This is a genomic window from Bacillus sp. RK1064, from assembly GCF_051488405.1.
In the GTDB taxonomy this organism is placed as follows: domain Bacteria; phylum Bacillota; class Bacilli; order Bacillales; family Bacillaceae; genus Bacillus.
Map to the genome: position 1 here is coordinate 3541167 of NZ_JBPSCZ010000001.1, position 22785 is coordinate 3563951.

General features: G+C 43.1%; 22 protein-coding genes, 1 other RNA gene and 2 other annotated features. Of the genes, 17 read left to right on the forward strand and 6 right to left on the reverse strand.

Annotated features, from left to right (window positions below; genetic code table 11):
• Nucleotides 1-7 precede the first annotated feature (7 nt).
• The 3 genes from ACSSTM_RS18190 (at nt 8) to dtd (ending at nt 3335) form a co-directional block, all read left to right on the forward strand.
• Complete coding sequence (locus tag ACSSTM_RS18190; RefSeq protein ID WP_034661543.1) at nt 8-520, forward strand: adenine phosphoribosyltransferase; 513 nt, start codon at nt 8-10, stop codon at nt 518-520.
• A 142-nt stretch (nt 521-662) separates the two neighbouring features.
• Entirely contained in the window at nt 663-2873 is a 2211-nt protein-coding gene (locus tag ACSSTM_RS18195; RefSeq protein ID WP_034661540.1) for a RelA/SpoT family protein, read from the forward strand.
• An 18-nt stretch (nt 2874-2891) separates the two neighbouring features.
• Nucleotides 2892-3335, forward strand: coding sequence for a D-aminoacyl-tRNA deacylase (gene dtd / locus ACSSTM_RS18200; protein ID WP_034661537.1), 444 nt, complete (start codon nt 2892-2894; stop codon nt 3333-3335).
• 97 nt (nt 3336-3432) lie between these two features.
• On the opposite strand, the gene ACSSTM_RS18205 is transcribed toward dtd, so the two are convergent.
• On the reverse strand, nt 3433-4989 hold the full coding sequence (locus ACSSTM_RS18205) for an SH3 domain-containing protein (protein WP_425389182.1): 1557 nt from the start codon (nt 4987-4989) through the stop codon (nt 3433-3435).
• Nucleotides 4990-5150: 161 nt separating this feature from the next.
• Between ACSSTM_RS18205 and ACSSTM_RS18210 the strand changes: the two genes are divergently transcribed.
• The 5 genes from ACSSTM_RS18210 (at nt 5151) to ACSSTM_RS18230 (ending at nt 9879) form a co-directional block, all read left to right on the forward strand.
• Complete coding sequence (locus ACSSTM_RS18210; protein ID WP_003216250.1) at nt 5151-5321, forward strand: YrzK family protein; 171 nt, start codon at nt 5151-5153, stop codon at nt 5319-5321.
• A 58-nt stretch (nt 5322-5379) separates the two neighbouring features.
• Nucleotides 5380-5619: a binding site (T-box leader), on the forward strand.
• Nucleotides 5620-5692: 73 nt separating this feature from the next.
• Nucleotides 5693-6967: a histidine--tRNA ligase gene (gene hisS, locus ACSSTM_RS18215; RefSeq protein WP_034661532.1), complete on the forward strand. Its 1275-nt coding sequence runs from the start codon at nt 5693-5695 to the stop codon at nt 6965-6967.
• An 18-nt stretch (nt 6968-6985) separates the two neighbouring features.
• Nucleotides 6986-8764, forward strand: a complete 1779-nt coding sequence (aspS, locus tag ACSSTM_RS18220) for an aspartate--tRNA ligase (RefSeq protein ID WP_095285516.1) — start codon at nt 6986-6988, stop codon at nt 8762-8764.
• Nucleotides 8765-8841: 77 nt separating this feature from the next.
• Nucleotides 8842-9022: non-coding RNA, 6S RNA (gene ssrS / locus ACSSTM_RS18225), on the forward strand.
• A 92-nt stretch (nt 9023-9114) separates the two neighbouring features.
• A complete protein-coding gene (locus ACSSTM_RS18230; RefSeq protein WP_034321354.1) occupies nt 9115-9879 on the forward strand; it encodes a tRNA threonylcarbamoyladenosine dehydratase in 765 nt (254 codons plus the stop codon).
• Nucleotides 9880-9912: 33 nt separating this feature from the next.
• Here ACSSTM_RS18230 and ACSSTM_RS18235 read toward each other — a convergent pair whose 3' ends face one another.
• Nucleotides 9913-11178, reverse strand: coding sequence for a replication-associated recombination protein A (locus ACSSTM_RS18235; protein WP_187703985.1), 1266 nt, complete (start codon nt 11176-11178; stop codon nt 9913-9915).
• A 208-nt stretch (nt 11179-11386) separates the two neighbouring features.
• Here ACSSTM_RS18235 and cymR point away from each other — a divergent pair, with 208 nt between their 5' ends.
• The 8 genes from cymR to ACSSTM_RS18275 all read left to right on the forward strand — a co-directional run bounded on the left by cymR (nt 11387) and on the right by ACSSTM_RS18275 (nt 18248).
• Nucleotides 11387-11806, forward strand: a complete 420-nt coding sequence (cymR, locus tag ACSSTM_RS18240; RefSeq protein WP_012010726.1) for a cysteine metabolism transcriptional regulator CymR — start codon at nt 11387-11389, stop codon at nt 11804-11806.
• An 18-nt stretch (nt 11807-11824) separates the two neighbouring features.
• Entirely contained in the window at nt 11825-12967 is a 1143-nt protein-coding gene (locus tag ACSSTM_RS18245; protein WP_095285502.1) for a cysteine desulfurase family protein, read from the forward strand.
• A 73-nt stretch (nt 12968-13040) separates the two neighbouring features.
• Nucleotides 13041-14180, forward strand: coding sequence for a tRNA 2-thiouridine(34) synthase MnmA (gene mnmA / locus ACSSTM_RS18250; protein WP_437404296.1), 1140 nt, complete (start codon nt 13041-13043; stop codon nt 14178-14180).
• Nucleotides 14181-14240: 60 nt separating this feature from the next.
• Nucleotides 14241-14894 carry a tetratricopeptide repeat protein gene (locus ACSSTM_RS18255; protein WP_034661516.1) on the forward strand — a complete coding sequence of 218 codons (654 nt, stop codon included), beginning with the start codon at nt 14241-14243 and terminating at the stop codon, nt 14892-14894.
• Nucleotides 14895-14913: 19 nt separating this feature from the next.
• Nucleotides 14914-17298: an SF1B family DNA helicase RecD2 gene (gene recD2 / locus ACSSTM_RS18260; protein ID WP_060596861.1), complete on the forward strand. Its 2385-nt coding sequence runs from the start codon at nt 14914-14916 to the stop codon at nt 17296-17298.
• Between the two features lie 74 nt (nt 17299-17372).
• Entirely contained in the window at nt 17373-17891 is a 519-nt protein-coding gene (locus ACSSTM_RS18265) for a PRC-barrel domain-containing protein (RefSeq protein WP_045209900.1), read from the forward strand.
• Nucleotides 17892-17904: 13 nt separating this feature from the next.
• Nucleotides 17905-18096, forward strand: coding sequence for a hypothetical protein (locus ACSSTM_RS18270; RefSeq protein ID WP_003216308.1), 192 nt, complete (start codon nt 17905-17907; stop codon nt 18094-18096).
• Between the two features lie 20 nt (nt 18097-18116).
• Nucleotides 18117-18248: a YrzQ family protein gene (locus ACSSTM_RS18275; RefSeq protein WP_003216198.1), complete on the forward strand. Its 132-nt coding sequence runs from the start codon at nt 18117-18119 to the stop codon at nt 18246-18248.
• A 35-nt stretch (nt 18249-18283) separates the two neighbouring features.
• On the opposite strand, the gene ACSSTM_RS18280 is transcribed toward ACSSTM_RS18275, so the two are convergent.
• From ACSSTM_RS18280 to ACSSTM_RS18295, 4 genes are all read right to left on the reverse strand, one after another.
• On the reverse strand, nt 18284-18934 hold the full coding sequence (locus ACSSTM_RS18280) for an amino acid ABC transporter permease (RefSeq protein WP_437404274.1): 651 nt from the start codon (nt 18932-18934) through the stop codon (nt 18284-18286).
• A 15-nt stretch (nt 18935-18949) separates the two neighbouring features.
• On the reverse strand, nt 18950-19603 hold the full coding sequence (locus ACSSTM_RS18285; RefSeq protein ID WP_437404275.1) for an amino acid ABC transporter permease: 654 nt from the start codon (nt 19601-19603) through the stop codon (nt 18950-18952).
• Between the two features lie 80 nt (nt 19604-19683).
• Nucleotides 19684-20493 (reverse strand): transporter substrate-binding domain-containing protein, encoded by an 810-nt coding sequence (locus tag ACSSTM_RS18290; protein ID WP_095285500.1) that lies wholly within the window; start codon nt 20491-20493, stop codon nt 19684-19686.
• Nucleotides 20494-20506: 13 nt separating this feature from the next.
• Nucleotides 20507-21235, reverse strand: a complete 729-nt coding sequence (locus tag ACSSTM_RS18295; RefSeq protein ID WP_106031250.1) for an amino acid ABC transporter ATP-binding protein — start codon at nt 21233-21235, stop codon at nt 20507-20509.
• A 167-nt stretch (nt 21236-21402) separates the two neighbouring features.
• On the opposite strand from ACSSTM_RS18295, the gene ACSSTM_RS18300 reads away from it, so the two are divergent.
• Nucleotides 21403-22467 carry an AI-2E family transporter gene (locus ACSSTM_RS18300; RefSeq protein WP_034661506.1) on the forward strand — a complete coding sequence of 355 codons (1065 nt, stop codon included), beginning with the start codon at nt 21403-21405 and terminating at the stop codon, nt 22465-22467.
• 43 nt (nt 22468-22510) lie between these two features.
• Nucleotides 22511-22719 (forward strand) — a binding site (T-box leader).
• Nucleotides 22720-22785 lie beyond the last annotated feature (66 nt).

A 22785-nucleotide genomic window follows, 5' to 3' on the forward strand; every position in this document is an offset into this window, starting at 1 on the left:
GGAAAAGATGGATTTAAAACAATATGTGACAGTTGTACCTGACTACCCAAAGGAAGGTGTACAATTTAAAGATATTACAACGTTAATGGATAAAGGCGAAGTGTACCGTTATGCAACGGATCAAATCGTTGAATACGCGAAGGAAAGAGACATTGATCTCATTGTTGGACCTGAAGCGCGTGGATTCATTATTGGCTGCCCTGTAGCATACGCACTAGGTGTAGGTTTTGCACCAGTTCGTAAAGAAGGAAAGCTTCCTCGTGAAGTCGTTAAAGTCGATTACGGCTTAGAATATGGTAAAGATGTATTAACGATTCATAAAGATGCGATTCGTCCTGGTCAGCGTGTCCTGATTACAGATGACTTACTTGCGACTGGTGGAACAATTGAAGCATCCATCAAGCTTGTAGAGGAATTAGGCGGCGTTGTGGCAGGAATTGCATTCTTGATTGAGTTGACGTATCTGGACGGCAGAAAGAAGCTTGACGGTTACGACATCTTGACGTTAATGCAATACTAATGGAGTTTTACGCAAAAAGCACTCGGTAAGAAGGGTGCTTTTTTCCTATCAAAAATCTTTTAGCGGACTTCTTCTCTTTACATCTATCGAATTTTTCTTGATAATAAACTACAATACAGTTTTCATTTAAAAAGGTGATTCCATGGCGAACGAACAAGTTTTAACGGCGCAGCAGGTCATTGACAAGGCAAGAGAATACCTGTCCGCTGAACATATTCAATTTATAGAGCAAGCATATGAATATGCTGAAAATGCACACAAGGAGCAATACCGGAAATCTGGTGAGCCTTATATTATCCATCCAATTCAAGTGGCGGGGATTCTTGTTGACCTTGAAATGGACCCATCGACCATTGCAGGCGGTTTCCTGCACGATGTTGTCGAGGATACGGATGTGACATTACAGGATTTAAAAGAGCATTTTAACGAAGAAGTTGCGATGCTTGTTGATGGTGTGACAAAGCTCGGGAAGATTAAATATAAATCACAAGAAGAACAGCAGGCCGAAAACCATCGAAAAATGTTTGTGGCAATGGCGCAGGATATACGCGTCATCTTAATTAAACTGGCAGACCGTCTGCACAATATGAGAACGCTCAAACACCTTCCTCAGGAGAAGCAGCGAAGAATTTCAAATGAAACACTTGAAATCTTTGCACCGCTTGCGCACAGATTAGGGATTTCAAAGATTAAGTGGGAGCTTGAAGATACAGCGCTCCGTTACTTAAATCCGCAACAATATTACCGGATCGTGAATCTCATGAAGCGCAAACGAGCGGAACGTGAGGAATACTTGGACGAGGTTGTTAATGAAGTGAAAGACCGTGTGTCAGAGGTGAACATCAAGGCTGAATTTTCCGGCAGACCAAAGCATATTTATAGTATTTATCGCAAAATGGTCCTGCAAAATAAGCAGTTTAATGAAATTTATGATCTGCTGGCCGTTCGTATTTTGGTTGACAGCATTAAAGACTGCTATGCCGTGCTCGGGATTATCCATACATGCTGGAAGCCGATGCCAGGCAGGTTTAAGGATTATATTGCGATGCCAAAGCCGAACATGTACCAATCCCTTCATACAACAGTGATTGGGCCAAAAGGTGACCCGCTTGAAGTTCAGATCCGTACAGTGGAAATGCACGAAATTGCAGAGTACGGAATTGCAGCGCACTGGGCATACAAAGAAGGAAAAGAGTCAGCAGAATCAACGGAGGAAGCTGTCTTCCAGAAGAAGCTCTCTTGGTTTAGAGAAATCCTTGAATTCCAAAATGAATCGACAGATGCAGAAGAATTTATGGAATCATTAAAGATCGATCTCTTCTCTGATATGGTGTTTGTGTTTACACCAAAAGGAGATGTCATTGAACTGCCGTCGGGTTCCGTTCCGATTGACTTCTCTTACCGGATTCACTCGGAAATTGGGAATAAAACGATTGGTGCTAAAGTCAACGGAAAGATGGTCACGCTCGATCATAAATTGAAAACAGGTGACATTATTGAAATTCTGACATCTAAGCACAGCTATGGACCAAGTCAGGATTGGGTCAAACTTGCCCAAACCTCCCAAGCGAAGCACAAGATCAGACAGTTTTTCAAAAAACAGCGCCGTGAAGAAAATGTCGAAAAAGGCCGAGAACTCGTGGAGAAAGAAATCAAAAACCTTGAGTTTGATGTCAAAGACATTTTGACAGCTGAAAACCTGCAAAAAGTGGCTGACAAATTTAATTTTTCAAACGAAGAGGACATGTATGCAGCGGTTGGTTATAACGGAATTACTGCACTTCAAGTCGCCAATCGTTTAACAGAAAAAGAAAGAAAACAAAGAGATCAAGAAGAACAAGAGAAAACTGTTCAAGAAGTGACAGTAGAGTCAAAGACGTATCATGGGAAAAAACGAGAAGCAGGCGTAAGAGTCAAAGGGATAGATAACCTGCTTGTCCGCTTATCTAAGTGCTGTAATCCTGTTCCAGGTGATAGCATTGTTGGTTTTATTACGAAAGGCAGGGGCGTATCTGTTCACCGTGATGACTGTCCGAACGTGAAGACAGGAGAAGCGCAGGAACGGTTAATCCCGGTAGAGTGGGAGCATGAACAGCCTGCTCGAAACCGTAAAGAATACAATGTGGAAATTGAAATATTAGGATATGATAGACGCGGCTTACTCAATGAGGTGCTTCAAGCAGTCAATGAAACCAAAACGAACATCTCTTCAGTTTCTGGGAAGTCTGACCGTAACAAAGTGGCGACGATCCATATGGCGATCTTTATCCAAAACATTAACCATTTGCACAAAGTAGTAGAGCGCATTAAACAAATCAAAGACATTTACTCTGTTCGCCGATTCATGAATTAGAAAGGAAGTATATCGTCTATGAGGCTTGTAGTGCAGCGTGTGACAAGTGCATCTGTGAAGGTAGAAGAAGAGATCACAGGTGCCATCAATGAAGGGTATATGGTGCTCGTTGGTGTCACACATGAAGATACAGAAGAAGATGTGCTTTATTTAGCAGAAAAGCTTGCACATTTACGTATTTTTGAAGATGAAAACGGGAAAATGAATCATTCGTTATTGGATGTAAAAGGAAGCGTCCTGTCTGTGTCTCAATTTACCCTTTATGGTGATACGAGAAAGGGCAGACGACCGAATTTTATGAAAGCAGCCAAGCCAGATGCCGCGAACTCCCTTTACGAATGTTTCAATAAAGCCCTTAAAGAAAAAGGCATTCATGTAGAAACTGGCCGCTTTGGCGCGATGATGGATGTGTCATTGACCAATTCAGGGCCCGTCACCATCTGGATGGATAGCAAAGAATAGATTCGCTTTAGACTGTAGATAAACTCATGCAGGAGTTTGTTTAGAGTCTTTTTCTTTTGCGATCAAACAAAAAAGAGGCGCAGAGGCCTCTTTCTTTTTAACGGAAATATTGTTTTAATCCTTCCGTCATTCCTTCTGTGACTCGTTCTTGGTAAGAAGCGCTATAAATGATCGCTTCCTCCTGAGGATTGCTTAAATAGCCGAGTTCATATAAAAGAGAAGGGCGTTTGTTCTCTCTTAAAACAAAATAATCTCCGAATTTGACACCCTTATCAGGGATTTGAGAGCGTTTAGCGACTTCTGTATGGACGTTTGTCGCTAATTGCTGGTCTTTTGCTGCTTGATAATAATACGCTGTACTTCCTCTGATACTTGGGTCCATAAAACTATCATAATGAAGACTAATAAATGCATCTGCATTTCTGTAATGAGATGTCGCGACCCTCGATTGAAGGCTGATAAAAGTATCATCACTTCTTGTTAAATAGACACTTGCACCAGAAGCCCTTAATTTGCCTGCAAGTAAATTGGCGGTTTTGATGGTAATGTTCTTTTCAAATGCACCATCTGCGCCAATCGTGCCGCTGTCTTTTCCGCCATGACCAGGATCAAGAACAATCGTTTTTCCTTTTAAAGACCCAGTTCCAGACGATGAATCCTGCTGTGGTCTTGGTGCTTCGCTGCTATTTTTATTCGTTTGAACGACCCAGCTTGCCACATAACCAGTTCCGCCGTTTGATAGTGTCACCTCGTACCAGTCACCTTGCGTGCGAACAATTTGATAGGCAGCGCCTTTTGTGGCTCTTTCTGCAATCCCAGCAGAGGTAGAAGCGCTTTTTCGGATGTTGGTACCATCGTAGACAATGTACGCTTTCTTTTGGGAAGACGAAGAAGATGAATTCTGTTCACCCGCCGAACTCGCTCCATTGCTTGTGACGATGTAATAGCTTGCAGCCCATCCTTTTACGCCTTTTGCCTCAATTTCATACCAGCCGTTCTGCTCGCGCAAAATGGTGATCTGTGTGTTGCGGGCAAGTGAAGCGACGACTTGTGCATTCGGTGCCGCCGATTGCCTTACATTCAAGCTCGATACGCCAACTGTGCCTGTCTGTTTAGAGCGAGAGGACTCGCCAGAGCTTGATTGAGAAGCTTTTTTGCCGCCTGAAACATAATCAGAGTGAACCCAGCCTACTGCTTGTTTATACGAAATTTTTGTCCATTCGCCGCTTGTTTTCAGCTTTTTAGCGGAAGCGCCTTGCGGGAAAGTTCCGATGACTTGATAGGAAGTTCCAGGGCCTGTCCGTATGCGAAGATCCGAGGCTGTCGATGTAATGGAACTGCTGCCTGATGCGCTCTGATTTTGCGCGTTTGGCTTAGCAGACTTTTGGCTGCCAGATGATGTGGTAATCAGCCATGAGACGACCCAGCCTTTTTGACCGTTCGACAATTGGATCTGCACCCATTCTCCTTGTTTAGTGAGAATGGGATAGCTTTCTCCGCGCTTCACACTAGCTGCGATTCCATAGCTTAAACCAGGGCCCGTTCTCACATTGATTTCATCTGTTGCGACCACAGCTTGATCTGTTTGTGCTGTAGCATGTGTCATAGGCAAAGTACTTGCGATGAGAACAAAACAGGTAAGAAGCATCATCATTTGATTGTGTTTTTTTAGATTCAAAACGGTGTTTTCCCCTCCCTTGTAAAACCGATGAATGTAAATTCGTTATGTAATGGACTAATTCCTTGCAGTTTCCCTAATAAAAATGAATCAATCTGTTTATACTAAATAAAAACGTGATAAAAGGATGTACAAACATGAGATTAAGCAGAAAATTAGGACGAGTGCAATATAATGGACACCGTGATATCGATCGCTGGCAGCACGACGAAATGGATCAACCAGGCTTCCTTGAAGAAACCGCATCTGAATACGGATGTACGTCAAAAGAAGAGCTGGAAAAGAAAAAGAGACACGGCAAGGGTTGACAGAGTGGCAGCACCGACCTTATTATAATATAAATCAACACACTTGAAAATTTAAAATGTGGAACTGATGATAGAGAATAGTAGGGTAAATTGCGTGAGCAGAGAGGAATCGCCTTAGGCTGAAAGCGAATCCGCATGGCATTTATCACGAAAGAACACTCTGTAGGTTTCCTGCTGAACGCTCTAAAAATGAGTCAATAGGCGGAGAACGTGAATCTGCGTTAAGGATTTGAGCGGGAACATGGCTGGATCATGTTCCAACTAGGGTGGCACCACGGGTATAACTCTCGTCCCTACTATACACATAGTAGAGGCGGGGGTTTTTTATATGTCCACATAAAAAATGAATGATGGTCGTAGGAGGACGAAAAATGAGTTTTAATATTCCAAGAGGTACACAGGATATTTTACCTGGAGAGTCAGAACGCTGGCAGTATGTTGAACAAATTGCAAGAGATACATGTGCAGCCTTTCAATACAAAGAAATCCGTACACCGATTTTTGAGCATACAGAGCTGTTTGCACGGGGAGTAGGCGAATCAACCGATATCGTTCAAAAAGAGATGTATACATTTGAAGATAAAAAGGGACGCAGCATCACCCTTCGTCCAGAGGGAACGGCTTCAACTGTACGTTCTTATGTTGAAAATAAATTATTTGCACAGCCCGCGCAGCCAACAAAGCTGTATTACATTGGACCGATGTTCCGTTATGAACGTCCGCAAACAGGGAGATATCGTCAATTTTATCAATTTGGGATTGAAGCGATCGGTTCAAAGGATCCTGCCATTGATGCAGAAGTCATTTCACTTGCGATGAGTGTTTATGAGAAAGCAGGCCTTTCTAACTTAAAGCTCGTCATTAACAGCCTTGGTGACAAAGAGAGCCGTGCAGACTACCGCAAAGCACTTGTCGAGCACTTTGAACCAAGAATTGATGAATTCTGTCATGACTGTCAAACCCGTTTACATCAAAATCCGCTGCGAATTCTTGATTGTAAAAAGGATCGTGACCACGAATTGATGGCAACGGCTCCATCCATTCAAGATTACTTAAATGAAGAATCACGGACTTATTTTGAAAAGGTCAAACAATACTTAACAGATATAGGCATTGAATATGTCGTCGATCCGAACTTAGTGCGCGGTCTTGATTACTACAATCACACGGCATTTGAGATCATGAGTAATGCTGAAGGCTTTGGCGCGATTACCACATTAGCCGGCGGAGGCCGTTATGATGGACTTGTTGAAGGAATTGGCGGTCCTGAATCACCAGGAATCGGTTTTGCTATGAGTATTGAGCGTTTCCTAGCAGCAATCGATGCTGAAGGGATTGATCTTCCACTGCAAGATGGCATTGATCTATACATTGCTGCACTCGGTGATGAAGCGAAAGATTACTCTGTTTCATTATTAAACCGTCTGAGAAAAGAAGGCATTTCAAGTGAAATGGACTATACAGGGAAGAAATTAAAAGGGCAATTTAAAGCGGCTGATCGATTAAAAGCCAAGTTTATTGCAGTCCTTGGTGAAGATGAGCTGGCGCAGCGCATTGTGAATGTAAAAGATACGACAACGGGTGAACAAATTGAAGTGAAGCTTGATGAGCTGATTCAAATGATGAAGGCCCACAAGAAGGCGTAAAGAAGGAGTGGAATGTTTGTGTTTGGTAGAACTTTTTATTGTGGAGAAGTAACAGAAGACCAAATCGGTCAAACCGTTGTATTAAAAGGATGGGTTCAAAAAAGACGTGACCTTGGCGGATTAATCTTTATTGATCTGCGTGACCGTACAGGAATTGTACAAGCTGTCTTCAATCCAGACCTATCAAAAGAGGCGCTTGAGACAGCAGAATCGATTCGTAATGAATATGTCCTTGATATTAAAGGAACGGTTGTCGCAAGAGAAGACGCAACGATCAACCCAAATTTAAAAACAGGGAAAATTGAAATTCAAGTCGAAACGGTCAGTGTGTTAAATGAAGCGAAGACCCCTCCTTTTGTGATTTCAGATCAAGCAGACGAGGTATCAGAAGATGTGCGCTTAAAATACCGTTACTTAGACCTTCGCCGTCCTGCTATGTTTGAAACGATGAAAATGCGACATGAAGTCACAAAAGCATTCCGCCATTTCTTAGATGACAACGGCTTTCTAGATATTGAAACACCGATTTTAACAAAAAGTACGCCAGAGGGAGCACGTGACTATCTTGTTCCAAGCCGTGTACATGAGGGAGAATTCTATGCCTTGCCTCAGTCTCCGCAATTATTTAAACAATTGCTGATGGTCTCAGGGATGGATCGTTACTATCAAATTGCCCGCTGCTTTAGAGATGAAGACTTGCGTGCTGACCGTCAGCCAGAATTCACACAAGTCGATATTGAAATGTCCTTTATGAGTCAAGAGGACATTATGACGCTTGCCGAAGAGATGATGGCAAAGGTGATGAAAGATGTCAAAGGCGTAGACCTGACATTGCCATTACCCCGTATGACATATGATGAAGCGATGAATTCTTATGGATCTGATAAGCCAGATACACGTTTTGAGATGAAGCTTGTCAACATTTCAGATACGGTAAAAGATTCCGATTTCAAAGTCTTTAGCGGAGCTGTGAAAAATGGTGGAGCTGTGAAAGCCATCAATGTAAAAGGTGCTGCAGCGAACTACTCAAGAAAAGACATTGATGCCCTTGGTGCATTTGCAGCGAACTACGGTGCAAAAGGTCTAGCTTGGCTAAAAGCAGAAGGGGCAGAATTAAAAGGACCGATTGCTAAATTCTTTGATGAAGCAAAGCAGGCAGAATTAAAGGAGCAGCTGCAAGTCGATGAAGGTGACCTTTTACTCTTTGTTGCAGATAAGACGTCTGTTGTCCATGATGCACTTGGTGCCCTTCGCCTAAAACTCGGCAAAGAGCTTGAACTCATTGATGAATCTGCATTCAACTTCTTATGGGTTGTTGATTGGCCGCTGCTTGAAAAAGATGAAGAAGAAGGCCGCTTCTATGCTGCCCATCATCCTTTCACAATGCCAGTACGCGATGATCTTGAATTAATTGAGACAAGCCCTGAAGATATGAAGGCACAGGCTTACGATCTTGTGCTGAATGGCTATGAGCTTGGCGGAGGTTCGATTCGTATTTTCGAAAAGGATATTCAAGAAAAAATGTTTAGCTTACTTGGGTTTTCAAAAGAAGAGGCCTATGAACAATTCGGCTTCCTTCTAGATGCTTTTGAGCATGGAGTTCCTCCGCATGGCGGAATCGCGCTTGGTCTTGACCGCTTAGTGATGCTGCTTGCCGGCCGCTCTAACCTAAGAGATACCATTGCGTTCCCGAAAACGGCAAGTGCGAGCTGTGTGCTAACAGATGCTCCTGGCACTGTAAGCGAAGCGCAGCTTGATGAGCTAAGTTTAGCCATTAAAACAAAAGTAAAACAGTAAAATAGACGCATGGATATGGGCATGTAAACGCTTGAAAAAGCGGCATGCCTATGATATGCTTTCTTCAATCAATAAATAAAGTCCTGATACGTACGGTGGTTACCTAGTTTTGACCGAACATTTTTTTATACGGGAGCTTGCCTTTCCTTTCTGCATAAATGCCTCTTTAGAGGACTTATAAAGTCTGGAAGAAAGCACCCACCTGCATGGTGCGGGGTTCAAAACGAAGGAAAAGCTGGCGGCGTTGTCGGGACTTTTTTGTGTTTTTTTCTTTTTCAGAAGGATGACGAAGAAGTTTGAATATGATATGATTCTTTCGATTCATTTTAAATAAAGGTGGAGTGAGGCACTTGTTACATCAGTTTTCAAGAAACGAGCTTGCTATAGGCAAGGAAGGCTTAGATATATTAAAAAACAGTACAGTTGCAGTGCTTGGTGTGGGCGGCGTTGGCTCATTTGCAGTTGAGGCACTCGCTCGTTCAGGCGTTGGCCGTATTGTTCTTGTTGATAAAGATGATATTGATATTACAAATGTGAACCGTCAGCTTCCAGCATTGCTTTCAACAGTTGGTCAGCCAAAGGTTGACTTAATGCAGGCGAGAATCGCTGATATTAATCCAGAATGTGAAGTTGTTGCGCTTAAGATGTTTTATACAGAGGAAACATATGAGCAATTTTTTGAGTATCCGCTTGATTATGTCATCGATGCGTCAGATACGATTCACTATAAAATTCATTTAATGAAAGAGTGCCTGAAACGCAATGTGAACATTATTTCGAGTATGGGTGCTGCAAACAAAACAGATCCGACCCGCTTCAAAATTGATGACATTTCAAAAACACATACCGATCCAATTGCAAAAGTCGTGAGAACGCGTCTGCGCAAAGAAGGGATTCGTAAAGGAATTGAAGTCATTTTCTCTGATGAAAGTCCGATTGTGATTCGCGAAGATGTCAGAAAAGAAGTTGGAAATGATGAAGCGAAGATTCGCAAGGCACAAATGCCGCCATCATCCAATGCGTTCGTCCCGTCTGTTGCAGGGCTGATCATGGGTGGTCATGTCATTATGAAGCTTTTAAAAGATATTCCGATTACACGTGTGAAGGATAAATAAACAGCCCGCCTGCTAACATGCAGGGGGCTTTTTTTATTTTTGGCGTTTTAAATTCTCATATACCTGTTTCAGTGCGCCTTCAAATTTGCCTGTTTGCTTCGGTTCATAGTATTGCTTGTTTTTCAGCGGATCAGGTAAGTATTGCTGCTTCACCCAGCCGTTTTCATAATCGTGTGGGTATAAGTAATCGACACCTCTGCCGAGTGCTGTAGCTCCTTTGTAGTGAGCATCCTTTAAATGAACAGGGATTTCACCAATTTTCCCTGAGCGAATGTCACCCAGCGCCGTATCAACCGCCTTATATGCCGAGTTGGATTTAGGAGAAAGACACAGTTCAATGACTGCGTTAGCCAGCGGAATTCGTGCTTCCGGGAAGCCGACTCTTTCTGCTGTTTGAACAGCGCTTAACACACGAGGACCTGCCTGCGGACTAGCTAAACCAATATCTTCGTAAGCCATCACGAGTAATCTCCTTGAAATGCTTTCAAGGTCTCCTGCTTCAATCAGTCTTGCAAGGTAATGCAGCGCCGCATCTGCGTCAGATCCTCTAATGGATTTTTGAAAAGCCGAGAGGACATCATAATGAGCATCACCATTCTTATCATGTGAGAAGCTCTTTTTTTGTAAACATTCTTCTGCTGCGGCAAGAGTGATCATAATATGCCCAGCCTCATCTGCTTTTGTCGATAAGACAGCTAATTCTAACGCATTTAAAGCAGAGCGTACGTCTCCACCGCATCCATTGGCAAAATGATTCATCGCTTCATCGTTCACTGTCACCTCATAACCGCCAAGCCCGCGATGTTCATCCTGTAACGCTCTTGTTAACGCAGCTTTGATTTGCTCTGTTTCAAGCGGTTTTAGCTCAAATATTTGTGTCCGGCTTCGGATGGCAGGGTTGATCGCATGATAGGGGTTAGCGGTCGTTGCGCCAATTAAAATGATCATGCCATTTTCTAAATAAGGAAGAAGGAAATCCTGCTTTCCTTTATCAAGCCTGTGAACCTCGTCTAAAATAAGGATGACCTGGCCGCTCATTTTCGCTTCAGCGGCGACAGCTTCCATATCCTTTTTGTTATGAATGACTGCATTCAACGTCCGAAACGCAATGCTTGTACTGCCAGCGATCGCGGTCGCAATCGATGTTTTGCCGATGCCCGGCGGTCCGTATAAAATCATCGAGGATAAATGTTTTGCCTCGACCATTCGTCTAATAATTTGACCTTCTCCAACGAGATGCTCCTGCCCAATGATGTCTTCAATATGACTTGGGCGCATCCGGTACGCTAAAGGTTTCATGATTATCTCTCCTAAAGCAATGTCTTGTTTGTATAGAGTACCGAAATTTCTTCAAATAGAAAAGGGATGCGTCCTCCTAAAGCGCTCAGAACCGGCAAATGAAAGTTGGCTGAAAGTATGATATAATTGCTTTTGGTCTATATATCAGCGTATATGAAATCAGAAAAATAATTGATGACATAGAATAGAAAACGCAGAGGTGTTTAACTTGAAAATTTCAACTAAAGGCAGATATGGTCTGACGATCATGATCGAATTAGCCAAAAAACATGGCGAAGGCCCCACATCATTAAAATCAATCGCTCAAAACAATAATTTGTCTGAGCATTATTTAGAGCAGCTTGTCTCACCACTTCGGAATGCCCGTCTTGTGAAAAGTATTCGCGGTGCATATGGCGGCTATGTTCTTGCACATGAACCAAACGAGATCACAGCCGGTGATATTATTCGTGTTTTAGAAGGACCGATTAGTCCTGTCGAAGTCATCGAAAACGAAGAACCAGCAAAGCGTGAACTGTGGATTCGGATTCGTGATGCAGTAAAAGACGTACTAGACAATACAACTCTTGAAGACTTGGCAAGCTACACAGATGACGGAAATCAAGACGCGTATATGTTCTATATTTAGATCAGAGGTGTACCGGAAATGGAACGAATCTATTTAGATCATGCGGCCACAACGCCAATGGATCAGCGTATTGTGGACAAGATGATGCCTTACTTTACAGAGATATTTGGCAATCCCTCTAGTATTCATTCATATGGGCGCGAGGCAAGAAAGTGGCTCGATGAAGCAAGAGAAGTGATTGCAGGAGAATTACACTGTAAACCACAGGAGATCATCCTCACAAGCGGAGGAACAGAGGCGGACAACCTGGCGATTACAGGTGTGGCCATGGCAAGACAGCATAAAGGAAAACATATCATCACAGCAAAAACAGAGCATCATGCGGTGCTGCACACATGTGAACGCCTAGAGAAGCTAGGATTTGACGTGACATATTTAGATGTGGATGAAACTGGATTGATTCATCTTGAACAACTAAAACAAGCACTGAGAGATGATACGATTCTTGTGACCATCATGTACGGCAATAATGAAACAGGTGTGATTCAGCCAATCAAAGACATTGGCGAGCTTTTACACAATCACACTGCTCATTTTCATACAGACGCCGTGCAGGCGTTTGGAACAATGCCTATTGATGTAGCAGACCTTCATATTGATCTCTTATCTGCTTCTGGCCATAAGCTAAATGGTCCAATGGGAACAGGCTTTTTATATGTAAACGAAGGCGTGAAACTTTCTCCGCAAATATTCGGAGGAGAACAAGAAAGAAAACGCCGTGCTGGCACTGAAAATGTGGCAGGGATCGTTGGACTTGCAGAAGCTGTTCAATTAACGAAGCAAAATAGAAGAGAAAAAGCCATGCATTATGGTAAGCTCAAAGAAATCATGCTGCAAGTATTCGAAGAGGAATCACTCAATTTCTCTGTCAATGGGCACCCGAAAGAGACATTGCCTCACATTTTAAATGTTCATTTCCCGGGCGTTTCAATCGAATCGTTACTTGTGAATTTAGATATGGAAGGAATTGCTGTTTCAAGTGGATCTGCATGTACGGCTGGATCCGTCCTTCCTTCGCACGTGTTAAGCGCCATGTATGGCGAAGAAGCAGACAAGCTGACGTCCTCAGTCAGAATAAGCTTCGGTCTTGGGAATGAAGAGGATCATGTGAAGCAGGCGGCGCGCAAGATAGCAGCTGTTGTCAAACGCTTAGCCAAATAAACGTTCCTCTTTTGTTCGTGTGTGAAAAATGAAACAGCCAGGCACCTGAAGAACGAAACGCACATGCTGTTTCATTGAAAATGGAGTTGATGAGATGACAAAAAGACCAGAAGACACAAGAGTTGTGGTCGGTATGTCCGGAGGAGTCGATTCATCAGTTGCTGCTCTTATGCTAAAGGAGCAAGGCTATGATGTAATCGGCATATTTATGAAAAACTGGGATGACACAGATGAAAATGGTGTATGTACAGCAACGGAGGACTATGAGGATGTCATCCGCGTGTGTAACCAAATTGGAATCCCTTATTATGCGGTGAATTTCGAGAAGCAATATTGGGACAAAGTGTTTCAATATTTCCTTGATGAATATAAAGCGGGCAGAACGCCAAATCCAGATGTCATGTGTAACAAAGAAATTAAGTTCAAAGCGTTCCTCGAGCATGCATTGTCACTCGGTGCGGATTATTTAGCAACAGGCCACTATGCGCGCGTCGACAGAACTGGCGATGAAGTCAAAATGCTAAGAGGTCTTGATGCCAACAAAGACCAAACGTATTTCTTAAATCAGCTGACTCAGGAACAGCTTGATAAAGTCATGTTCCCAATCGGTGATCTAGAGAAGAAAAAGGTTCGTGAATTGGCAAAAGAAGCAGAGCTCGCAACAGCAACGAAAAAAGATTCAACCGGTATTTGCTTTATTGGGGAAAGAAACTTTAAAACGTTCCTCAGTCAATATTTGCCTGCGCAGCCTGGCGTGATGCAGACAATGGACGGAGAAGTCAAAGGTGAACATGATGGACTGATGTATTACACGATCGGTCAACGCCAAGGTCTTGGCATTGGCGGCAGCGGTGATCCTTGGTTTGTCGTTGGAAAAGACTTGAAACAAAATATCTTGTTTGTTGAACAAGGTTTCCACAATCCACTTTTATATTCTGAAAGCATTTCAGCCGTCAATATCAGCTGGACTCGTCCTCATATTGTCGGCGAAAATGGTGAATTAACATGCACAGCCAAATTCAGATACCGTCAAGAAGATCACCATGTGAAGGTCAAAATGACAGGTGAGCAAGAAGCGATGGTCATCTTTGATGAACCCGTTCGTGCTGTCACACCAGGACAAGCGGTTGTCTTTTATGATGGCGACGAATGTCTTGGCGGCGGAACAATTGACGATGTCTTTAAGGACGGCCAAAAGCTGTCGTATGTGTAACATGTTTTCAAAACCTCAACGTCGCTGTTGAGGTTTTTTAATGAAAGGATGAGAGAGCGAATGAATCATAACGAAATCGGCATAGAAGCCTTAAATCAGGGGAACATCGAAAAAGCAGCTGAAGCTTTTACGAAAGCCATTGAAGAAAGCCCAAAAGACCCGGTTCCATATATTAACTTTGCGAACTTGCTTTCAAGCATCAATGAATTTGAACGTGCGTTAAACTTCTTTCAAAAAGCCATTGAACTTGATCACGCCGCAGCTGCAGCCTATTACGGGGCAGGAAATGTATACACATTAAAAGAAGACTTTATGAAAGCAAAAGACTATTTTGAACAAGCACTACAAGCTGGCATGGAAAATAGTGATTTATTTTATATGCTGGGGCAGACGCTCATCAAATTAGAGCAGCCGAAGCTTGCGATGCCCTATCTTCAGCGTGCCATCGAACTGAATGAAGAAGATAATGAAGCAAGATTCCAATTTGGCATGTGCTTAGCCAATGAACAATTGCTGGAAGAAGCGGTGACAACCTTTACCGAGGTGGTCGCGCGTGATCCGCAGCATGCAGATGCCTTTTATAATTTAGGGGTTGCGTATGCATACTTAGAGAAAAAAGACGAAGCACTTGAGATGCTAGGAAAAGCCATTGACGTGCAGCCTGACCATATGCTGGCACTACATGCGCAAAAGCTGATTCAAGAGGCAGAATAGACGGAAGGAGGGAAGACCTGTGCAGGAACATCCAGATCAAATGAAGCTTGAGGACGAACCGTTTTTAAAGGGGACAGTTCAAGCCGTTATTTTCCATAATGAAAGTAATTTATACTCGGTGTTAAAGGTGAAAGTCATTGAAACATCGGAAAACTTAGAGGAAAAAACAGCATCTGTCACAGGCTACTTCCCAGCACTTCATGAGGAAGAAACTTACACCTTCTATGGCAAAGTCACAAGCCATCCGAAATTTGGTGAACAGTTTCAGGCCACTCATTTTCAAAAGGAAGTACCGACAACGAAGCAAGGAATCATTCATTATCTCTCAAGTGATTTATTTGAGGGGATAGGGAAAAAGACGGCGGAAGAAATTGTGGGGCAGCTTGGCAACCAGACGCTTCATAAAATTATGCGTGACCCAGCTGTTTTGTATGATGTTCCGCGCTTATCAAAAAAGAAGGCAGATAAGCTGGCCGCAGCGCTTCAGGAACATCAAGGATTGGAACAAATCATGATCAGCCTGAATCAATATGGCTTTGGTCCTCAGCTCAGCATGAAGATATACCAAGTGTACGAGAGTGAAACGCTGCAAAAGATTGAGGAAAACCCGTATCAGCTCGTCAAGGATGTCGAAGGGATCGGATTTATTAAGGCGGATGAGCTTGGCGCTAGAACCGGCATCTCAGGAAATGACCCAGAGCGAATCCGTGCAGCCCTGCTTTATACAGTCGAAACAGCAAGTCTTCAGGACGGTCATACGTACATACAAACGAAAGATTTGATCGTTGAAACCCGCAAGCTGCTCAATCAGACAGGCAATGAGTACAAAGTGACGGAAATGGATGTCGCCAATCAGATCATTGCACTTGGCGAAGGGAAAGAGATGATCATTGAAGATGAGCGCTGCTATCATCCGTCCTTATTTTATGCGGAGCAAAGTGTCGCCAAACGGATACAAAAGATCGTCTCCCAAACGGAATATGCAGATCAATTCCCTGAATCGGAATTCCTGCTCGCACTTGGCGAGCTCGAGGAACGGCTGGGCGTCCAGTATGCGCCGACACAAAAGGAAGCGATTCAAAAGGCACTCATGTCCCCGATGCTGCTTTTAACAGGCGGACCTGGGACTGGGAAGACAACGGTCATTAAAGGGATTGTTGAGCTTTACAGCGATCTTCACGGTGTATCTCTTGACCCGAGTGATTACAAAAAAGATGAATCCTTTCCATTTGTGCTTGCGGCGCCAACTGGACGAGCAGCTAAACGGATGACAGAATCAACAGGGCTTCCAGCTGTAACCATTCACCGTTTGCTCGGCTGGAACGGATCAGAGGGCTTTTCGCATGATGAGGAACAGCCGATTGAAGGAAAGCTTGTCATCATTGATGAATCAAGTATGCTGGATATTTGGCTTGCGAATCACTTGTTTAAAGCGATTCCTGATCATATCCAAGTGATCATGGTAGGAGATGAACATCAGCTTCCATCTGTCGGACCAGGCCAAGTGTTAAGGGATTTACTTGCCTCACAAGCCGTACCAGCTGTTACACTGACAGATATTTACCGGCAGGCAGACGGCTCCAGCATTGTTGAACTTGCACATGATATGAAAAATGGCGTACTGCCAAAAGATATTACCGCACGTTCAAAGGACCGATCCTTCATAAAATGCTCAGCTGATCAAATGAAAGAAGTGATTGAGAAAGTCGTCAGCAATGCTGCTCAAAAAGGCTATTCAGCAAAAGACATTCAAGTGCTTGCGCCAATGTATAAAGGGAAAGCAGGCATTAATGAGCTCAATAAAATGCTGCAGCACATTTTGAATCCTAAAAAACCAAAGGGCAGAGAAATCCCGTTTGGTGATGTGGTGTACCGGACCGGTGATAAAGTGCTTCAGCTTGTGAATCAGCCGGAAAATAATATTTTTAACGGTGATATCGGCGAAATTGTCTCGATTTTTTATGCGAAAGAAAACACGGAAAAAGAAGACATGGCTGTGATCTCCTTTGATGGGAATGAAATCACCTTTACAAAAAAGGATTTTCATCAATTTACACATGCCTATTGCTGCTCCATCCACAAATCACAAGGCAGTGAATTCCCAATCGTTGTGCTGCCAGTCGTGAGAAGCTACTACAGAATGCTAAGGCGAAATCTGCTGTACACAGCCATTACACGAAGTAAAAAGTTTTTAATCCTGTGCGGCGAGGAATCAGCGCTGGAGTGGGGCGTGAAAAACAATGAGGATTCGCTCAGACAAACGTCCTTAACGATGCGGCTGATGCAAACTGATGAAGTTATGGATGCGGAGCTTGCAGCGCTCCAAAAAGAGCTTCCGTTTAGCGTACATGACGCAAATATTGGCATGGAGGGAATCACTCCATTTGATTTTATGCATGAATAAAAGGCTTCCAGATGGGAGCCTTTTTAGCGTGAAAAGAAATCCTCATATTCCGTTCATGGAAGCCATTTCTTCGTATGAGTATCGAAGCAAACGCACACGATAAGACTGTTCCGCAAAAGGTGGTTGAGCACATTTTGAGAACATGTCGAGAGCTTGAAGGAATGTCAATCTATACAGGTGAGCTGTCTCATTCACTTGGTTCCATTAAAGATATTTGCTTATTAGCCGGAGGCAGCTGCGGAGGATATGTGTTAGATGGGAAAAAGAAAGACTGTGCACTCATTCCATTCTCTGCTGGTGATCAGCTGACAGACAAAGGCTTATATGTGAGCTGCCAGGAGGGAGTAGGCATGGATTCCTCTGCCCCATCCTTCTTATTTTCGAAATTGAAAAAGAAAATGATGCAGTCACCTGAGGGTGAAAATTTAGGCATTTTGGAAGATGTATACTTTTGCACAAATTCGGGCACAATCGTAGCATATGAACTCTCGGACGGCTTCTTTACAGAGCTATCAGGGATTCGAAAACAGCTGCAGGCTGCCGGAACCTTGATCAACGTTCAAAAGGAAGCACTTGTTCTAAACCGAACGTAAAGAGGTGCTGATTATGCTCATTTGCCCAAATTGCAAATGTAAAGACATCGGAAAAATTGGGGTCAATCAATATTATTGCTGGGGCTGTTTTATTGAATTGACGCTGTCAAAAGGCAAAATATCTACACACCAAGTGGAAGAAGACGGGACACTAAGCAGCTTAGATGATCTGTTTAGTGATGATGAACGTTCAATTCAACTATAAGTGTTAAGGGGGAATTTCGAATGGGCAAAATGACTTCTTCACTATTAACGCTTGGTGCAGGTGCACTCGCATATCACTTTGCAAGTCGATATGATATGCCATCAAAGCGGGATATGAAAAAGCTAAGAAAACGTGTTATGAGAATGATGTAAACAAAAAGGCATCCGCCAAGAGCGGATGTCCTTTTTTATGCCTGCCTGTATTCTAATCGGCGTGCAAGTAGTGATAAGCTGAAATTGACGACAAAATACATCATCGCCGCTAATAGGAAGATGGGCAGTAAGTAAGATTGGCTCTGACCGTTTAATATTTGAGCGTGATGCAATAGTTCTGGAAGTGCAATGACAACAGCAAGCGACGTATCTTTTAAAAGAGAGATGAATTGACTGACAATTGGCGGCACCATTCGGCGTAAAGCCTGCGGCATAATAATCATTTTTAACGTTTGAATATAGGTTAAACCAGAAGACCTGGCTGCTTCGATCTGCCCCTTATCAATTGATTTTAAACCGCTTCGAATAATTTCTGACAGCATCGCTGATTCAAATACGGTTAAAGCTGCAATAGCCGAGGCTGTAATGCTCAGCTTAATTCCGATTTCGGGCAGTGCAAAATACGTAAAAAAGATGATCAATAAGAGCGGCAGGTTTCGAATGGTTTCTACGACGACTGCAAGTATCTTTGATAAAACCGGAATTTGAGCGAACCGCAATGTGCCAATGACTAATCCAATGAGAAAGCTCAAAATGATGGAGATAAAAGCCACTTTTAAGGTGACAGCAAATCCTTCAAGTAAAAAGGCAAGATAATCGGGCTGGTAGGCACCTATAAAATCCATGGTGTTTCCTCCTTTCTAGTGGCTTCTTGCTAATCTTTTTTCTAAATAACCAACGCCTATACTGAGCGGAATCGTTAATAGCAGATAGAACATGGCAACAAAGATGTAGACATCAAATGTCACAAATGTTCTAGAAGCGATGAGGTCTCCTTGATACATGAGATCATACCCTGCAATGACACCTAAAATAGAGGAGTTTTTGACAAGGTTAATAAATTGATTCCCAAGAGGGGGAATGACAATTTTAATCGCCTGCGGCAGAATGATATACCGCATCGTCCCGCCATAGGATAGACCTGAAGCGCGGGCGGCTTCCATTTGTCCAAGCGGTACAGCTTGTATCCCTGCGCGAATGGCTTCAGCAATAAAGGCAGACGTATAAATGGCAAGGGCAATGGTGCCAGCGGTGAAGCCATCTGCTACAATACCTAGCACGGGTAAACCAAAGAAGAAAACGAATGTAATCAATAATAACGGAATATTCCGAATAAATTCCACATAAGCCGTTCCTAACCAGTTGAGCGGCCTGAGTGGCGCAATTCTCATAATGGCAATGAGTGTACCGATCAAAAAGCTTCCAATCAAAGCAATGACACTTGCACCAATGGTATATTTAAAGCCTTCTACATAAAGATTGAAGTTTTCAGTGAGAATGGAAAACCGCAGCAATCAGTTCACTTCCTTCCTGATCAACAGGGGAGCCAATGAGCGGCTCACCCTAAGATAATAGGTCTTAACAAGTCAAACGGTTATTCTTTGATCCATTTTTGATGAATCTTGTCATACTCTCCATTGTCTTTTAAGGTTTTTAGGGCTTTATTGATCGCAGTTGTTAATTCCTGATCCCCTTTCTTTACAGCAATGCCATAAGGCTCATCTGTAAAGGTGCCGCCGACGACTTCGTAATTTGAATCCTCATCTGCCATACCAAATAAGATCGCATTATCAGTTGTCAGCACTTGCCCTTGGTTTGATTTTAAAGCTGTAAAAGCTTCCTGATAGTTCTCAAATTCTAATACAGACGCTTCAGGTGCTTTTTCGCGGATATTTTGAGAAGAAGTAGATCCTTTCACTGCAAGCACTTTCGTCCCTTTTTTAAGATCATCAATCGATTGAATATCGCTTCCTTTTTTCACAAGCAGTGATTGTCCTGCTTCAAAGTAAACATCTGAGAAATTGACTTCTTTTTTACGCTCTTCGGTAATCGTCATGGTTGCGACGATCGCATGAATATCTCCTTTTTGCAGTAAAGGGATTCTCGTTTTCGATGTCACTTCTTTGAATTCTGCTTTTCCTTCATCACCGAGCATTTCCTTTGCGATGGCTTTTGCTATATCGATATCAAATCCTTCGATATCTCCGCTGCTAGGATTTTTTAGACCGAAGAGACGTGTATCATTCTTGACCCCGAATATGATTTTTTTGTCTTTCTGAATGGCTTCTAAAGAGCTTCCTTGCTTTGCATTCGTCGAGCCTTTTTCAGCAGAGCCGCAAGCAGCTAAAGCGGCAATACAGCAAGTCATAAAGAGTAGTAGGCCAAAGCGTTTCATTTTTTTCATCAAATCTTTCCCCCTAGTGATTTAAAATACGGCTTAAAAAGAGCTGAGCGCGTTTCTCACGCGGTTTCTCATAAAATGCAGCCGGTGTTGACTCTTCAAGAACTCTGCCTTCATCAATAAAGACAATGCGGTCGGCCACTTCCCTGGCAAACCCCATCTCATGTGTGACGACAACCATGGTCATTCCTTCTCGGGCGAGCTGCTTCATCACATCTAGTACCTCTCCAATCATCTCTGGGTCGAGTGCCGATGTCGGTTCGTCGAACAGCATGATCTCTGGCTTCATCGCAAGCCCTCTTGCAATGGCAACACGCTGCTGCTGTCCGCCTGAGAGTCTTGAAGGGTAGGCGTCAGCCTTATCAGGAATGCCGACTTTATGTAAATAAAATTCGGCTGTTTCCCTCGCTTCTTCCTTGCTCACCTTTTTCACCTTCATTGGCGCAAGCATAATGTTTTCAAGCACCGTTTTATGAGGATAGAGATGAAAATGCTGAAACACCATCCCGATATTTTGCCTGACAAGATTAATGTTGGTCTTCGGATGCTGAACAGGCACTTGGTTGACGAGTACCTTTCCCTCATCAATGCTTTCAAGACGATTGATGCATCTGAGCATCGTGCTTTTACCTGATCCTGAAGGACCGATGATCACGACCACCTCACCTTTTTGAATATGTAGGTTAATGTCCTTAAGTACATGGAACTGGCCATAATGCTTGTTGACTTCTTCGAATGTGATCATAAAAAACCTCCTCTTGTACATGATGGAATATTCAGTGGAGATATTTTAGTGACTTTTGATGGAGCTGTATGTTTCATGTGTATTCATTTTTAACAAAGTTAGGACAAATTTTATTTACATGGATAATTGCAGAAGAAGGTTAAACAATAAGAAAAGAGGTGAAAAAGGTGAAGAAACGTCCGATCCAATTTCTGATATATGCTGCAGGGGTCCTGCTTGTCCTTGCATCCTTGCTCATTTTACTGCAGCTCGACGAGTTATGGATGCCTATTTTTTTGTTGTTAAAGGCGGTTCTGATTCCGCTTCTCATTGCTATTTTTATTTCTTATCTGCTTTATCCGATAGTGGAAAGATTGCACGCGGGGGGCTTACCAAGGACTGTTAGTCTCTTATTGATTTATGTACTGTTTTTTGGCGGGATTGGGCTTGCGGTTTATAAAGGGGCACCTGTCATGATTAAGCAGTTAAATGAGCTGTCAGAACAAATTCCTGTGCTTGCTGAAACGTATAATGGCGCCTTATCTCATATTCATCGTCATACTAGCCATTGGCCCGACGGACTTCACGACAGGCTGGACCGTTTGATTGTCCAATCGGAGACATATGCAGCTAACGGAGCTGAGAGGATGATTCTTAGCTGTAAAGTATTACTTGATTACGCATTAGTTGCAGCGCTCATTCCTTTTCTTGTTTTTTATATGGTGAAGGACATGAATACGATGAAGCGGGCTGCATGGTATTTAACGCCGCCCTCATTTCGGAAGAGGGGACATGCGTTTGTGAAAGCAGTTGATGAATCGCTTGGTAATTATATTAGAGGGCAGCTGCTTGTCTGTTCCTTAATCGGCGGTGCAGCAGCCATTGTGCTCTGGCTGTTTCATATCCCGTATCCGCTTGTCCTTGGTATGCTGATTGGCGCAACGAATGTCATTCCGTATTTTGGACCGATTATTGGCGCGATTCCCGCTGTCTTTATCGCGTTTACCATCTCGATCAAATCGGTTATTATTGTGCTGATTACAGTAGCAGTGCTGCAATTTTTAGAAAGCAACGTCCTCAGCCCGATCATCGTAGGGAGAAGCCTTCATATGCATCCGGTCGTCATTATGCTTGTCTTGCTAGCAGGAGGAGAGTTATTTGGCTTAATTGGGATGATTTTAGCGGTACCTACAGCTGCTATAATTAGGGTGATCATTGTGCAATATATCCTCATGAGACGAAGCGTTCATTGACAAGAGGAGCCGAGTTGTCTATAATAATTTCGATTCATACATACTGAATTCAATGACGGACCCGAGTACGTTAAAAAGCTGTTGCAGAGAGAGGCTTTATTTTGCTGAGAAAAGCCTTATCAGACCTTTAACGGAAGCTAGTCCCGAGTGCAGATAAACACTGCCGCTCTCTTCCGGCGTTATCGGATGTGAAGGTGATAGACGAATAGGTCTATAATCAGGGTGGTACCGCGAGAGCATCTCGTCCCTGTGTAAGTCGTTTTGTGCTTGCATAGGGCGGGATGTTTTTTCGTTTGTGTGGAGATTGATGAATGATAA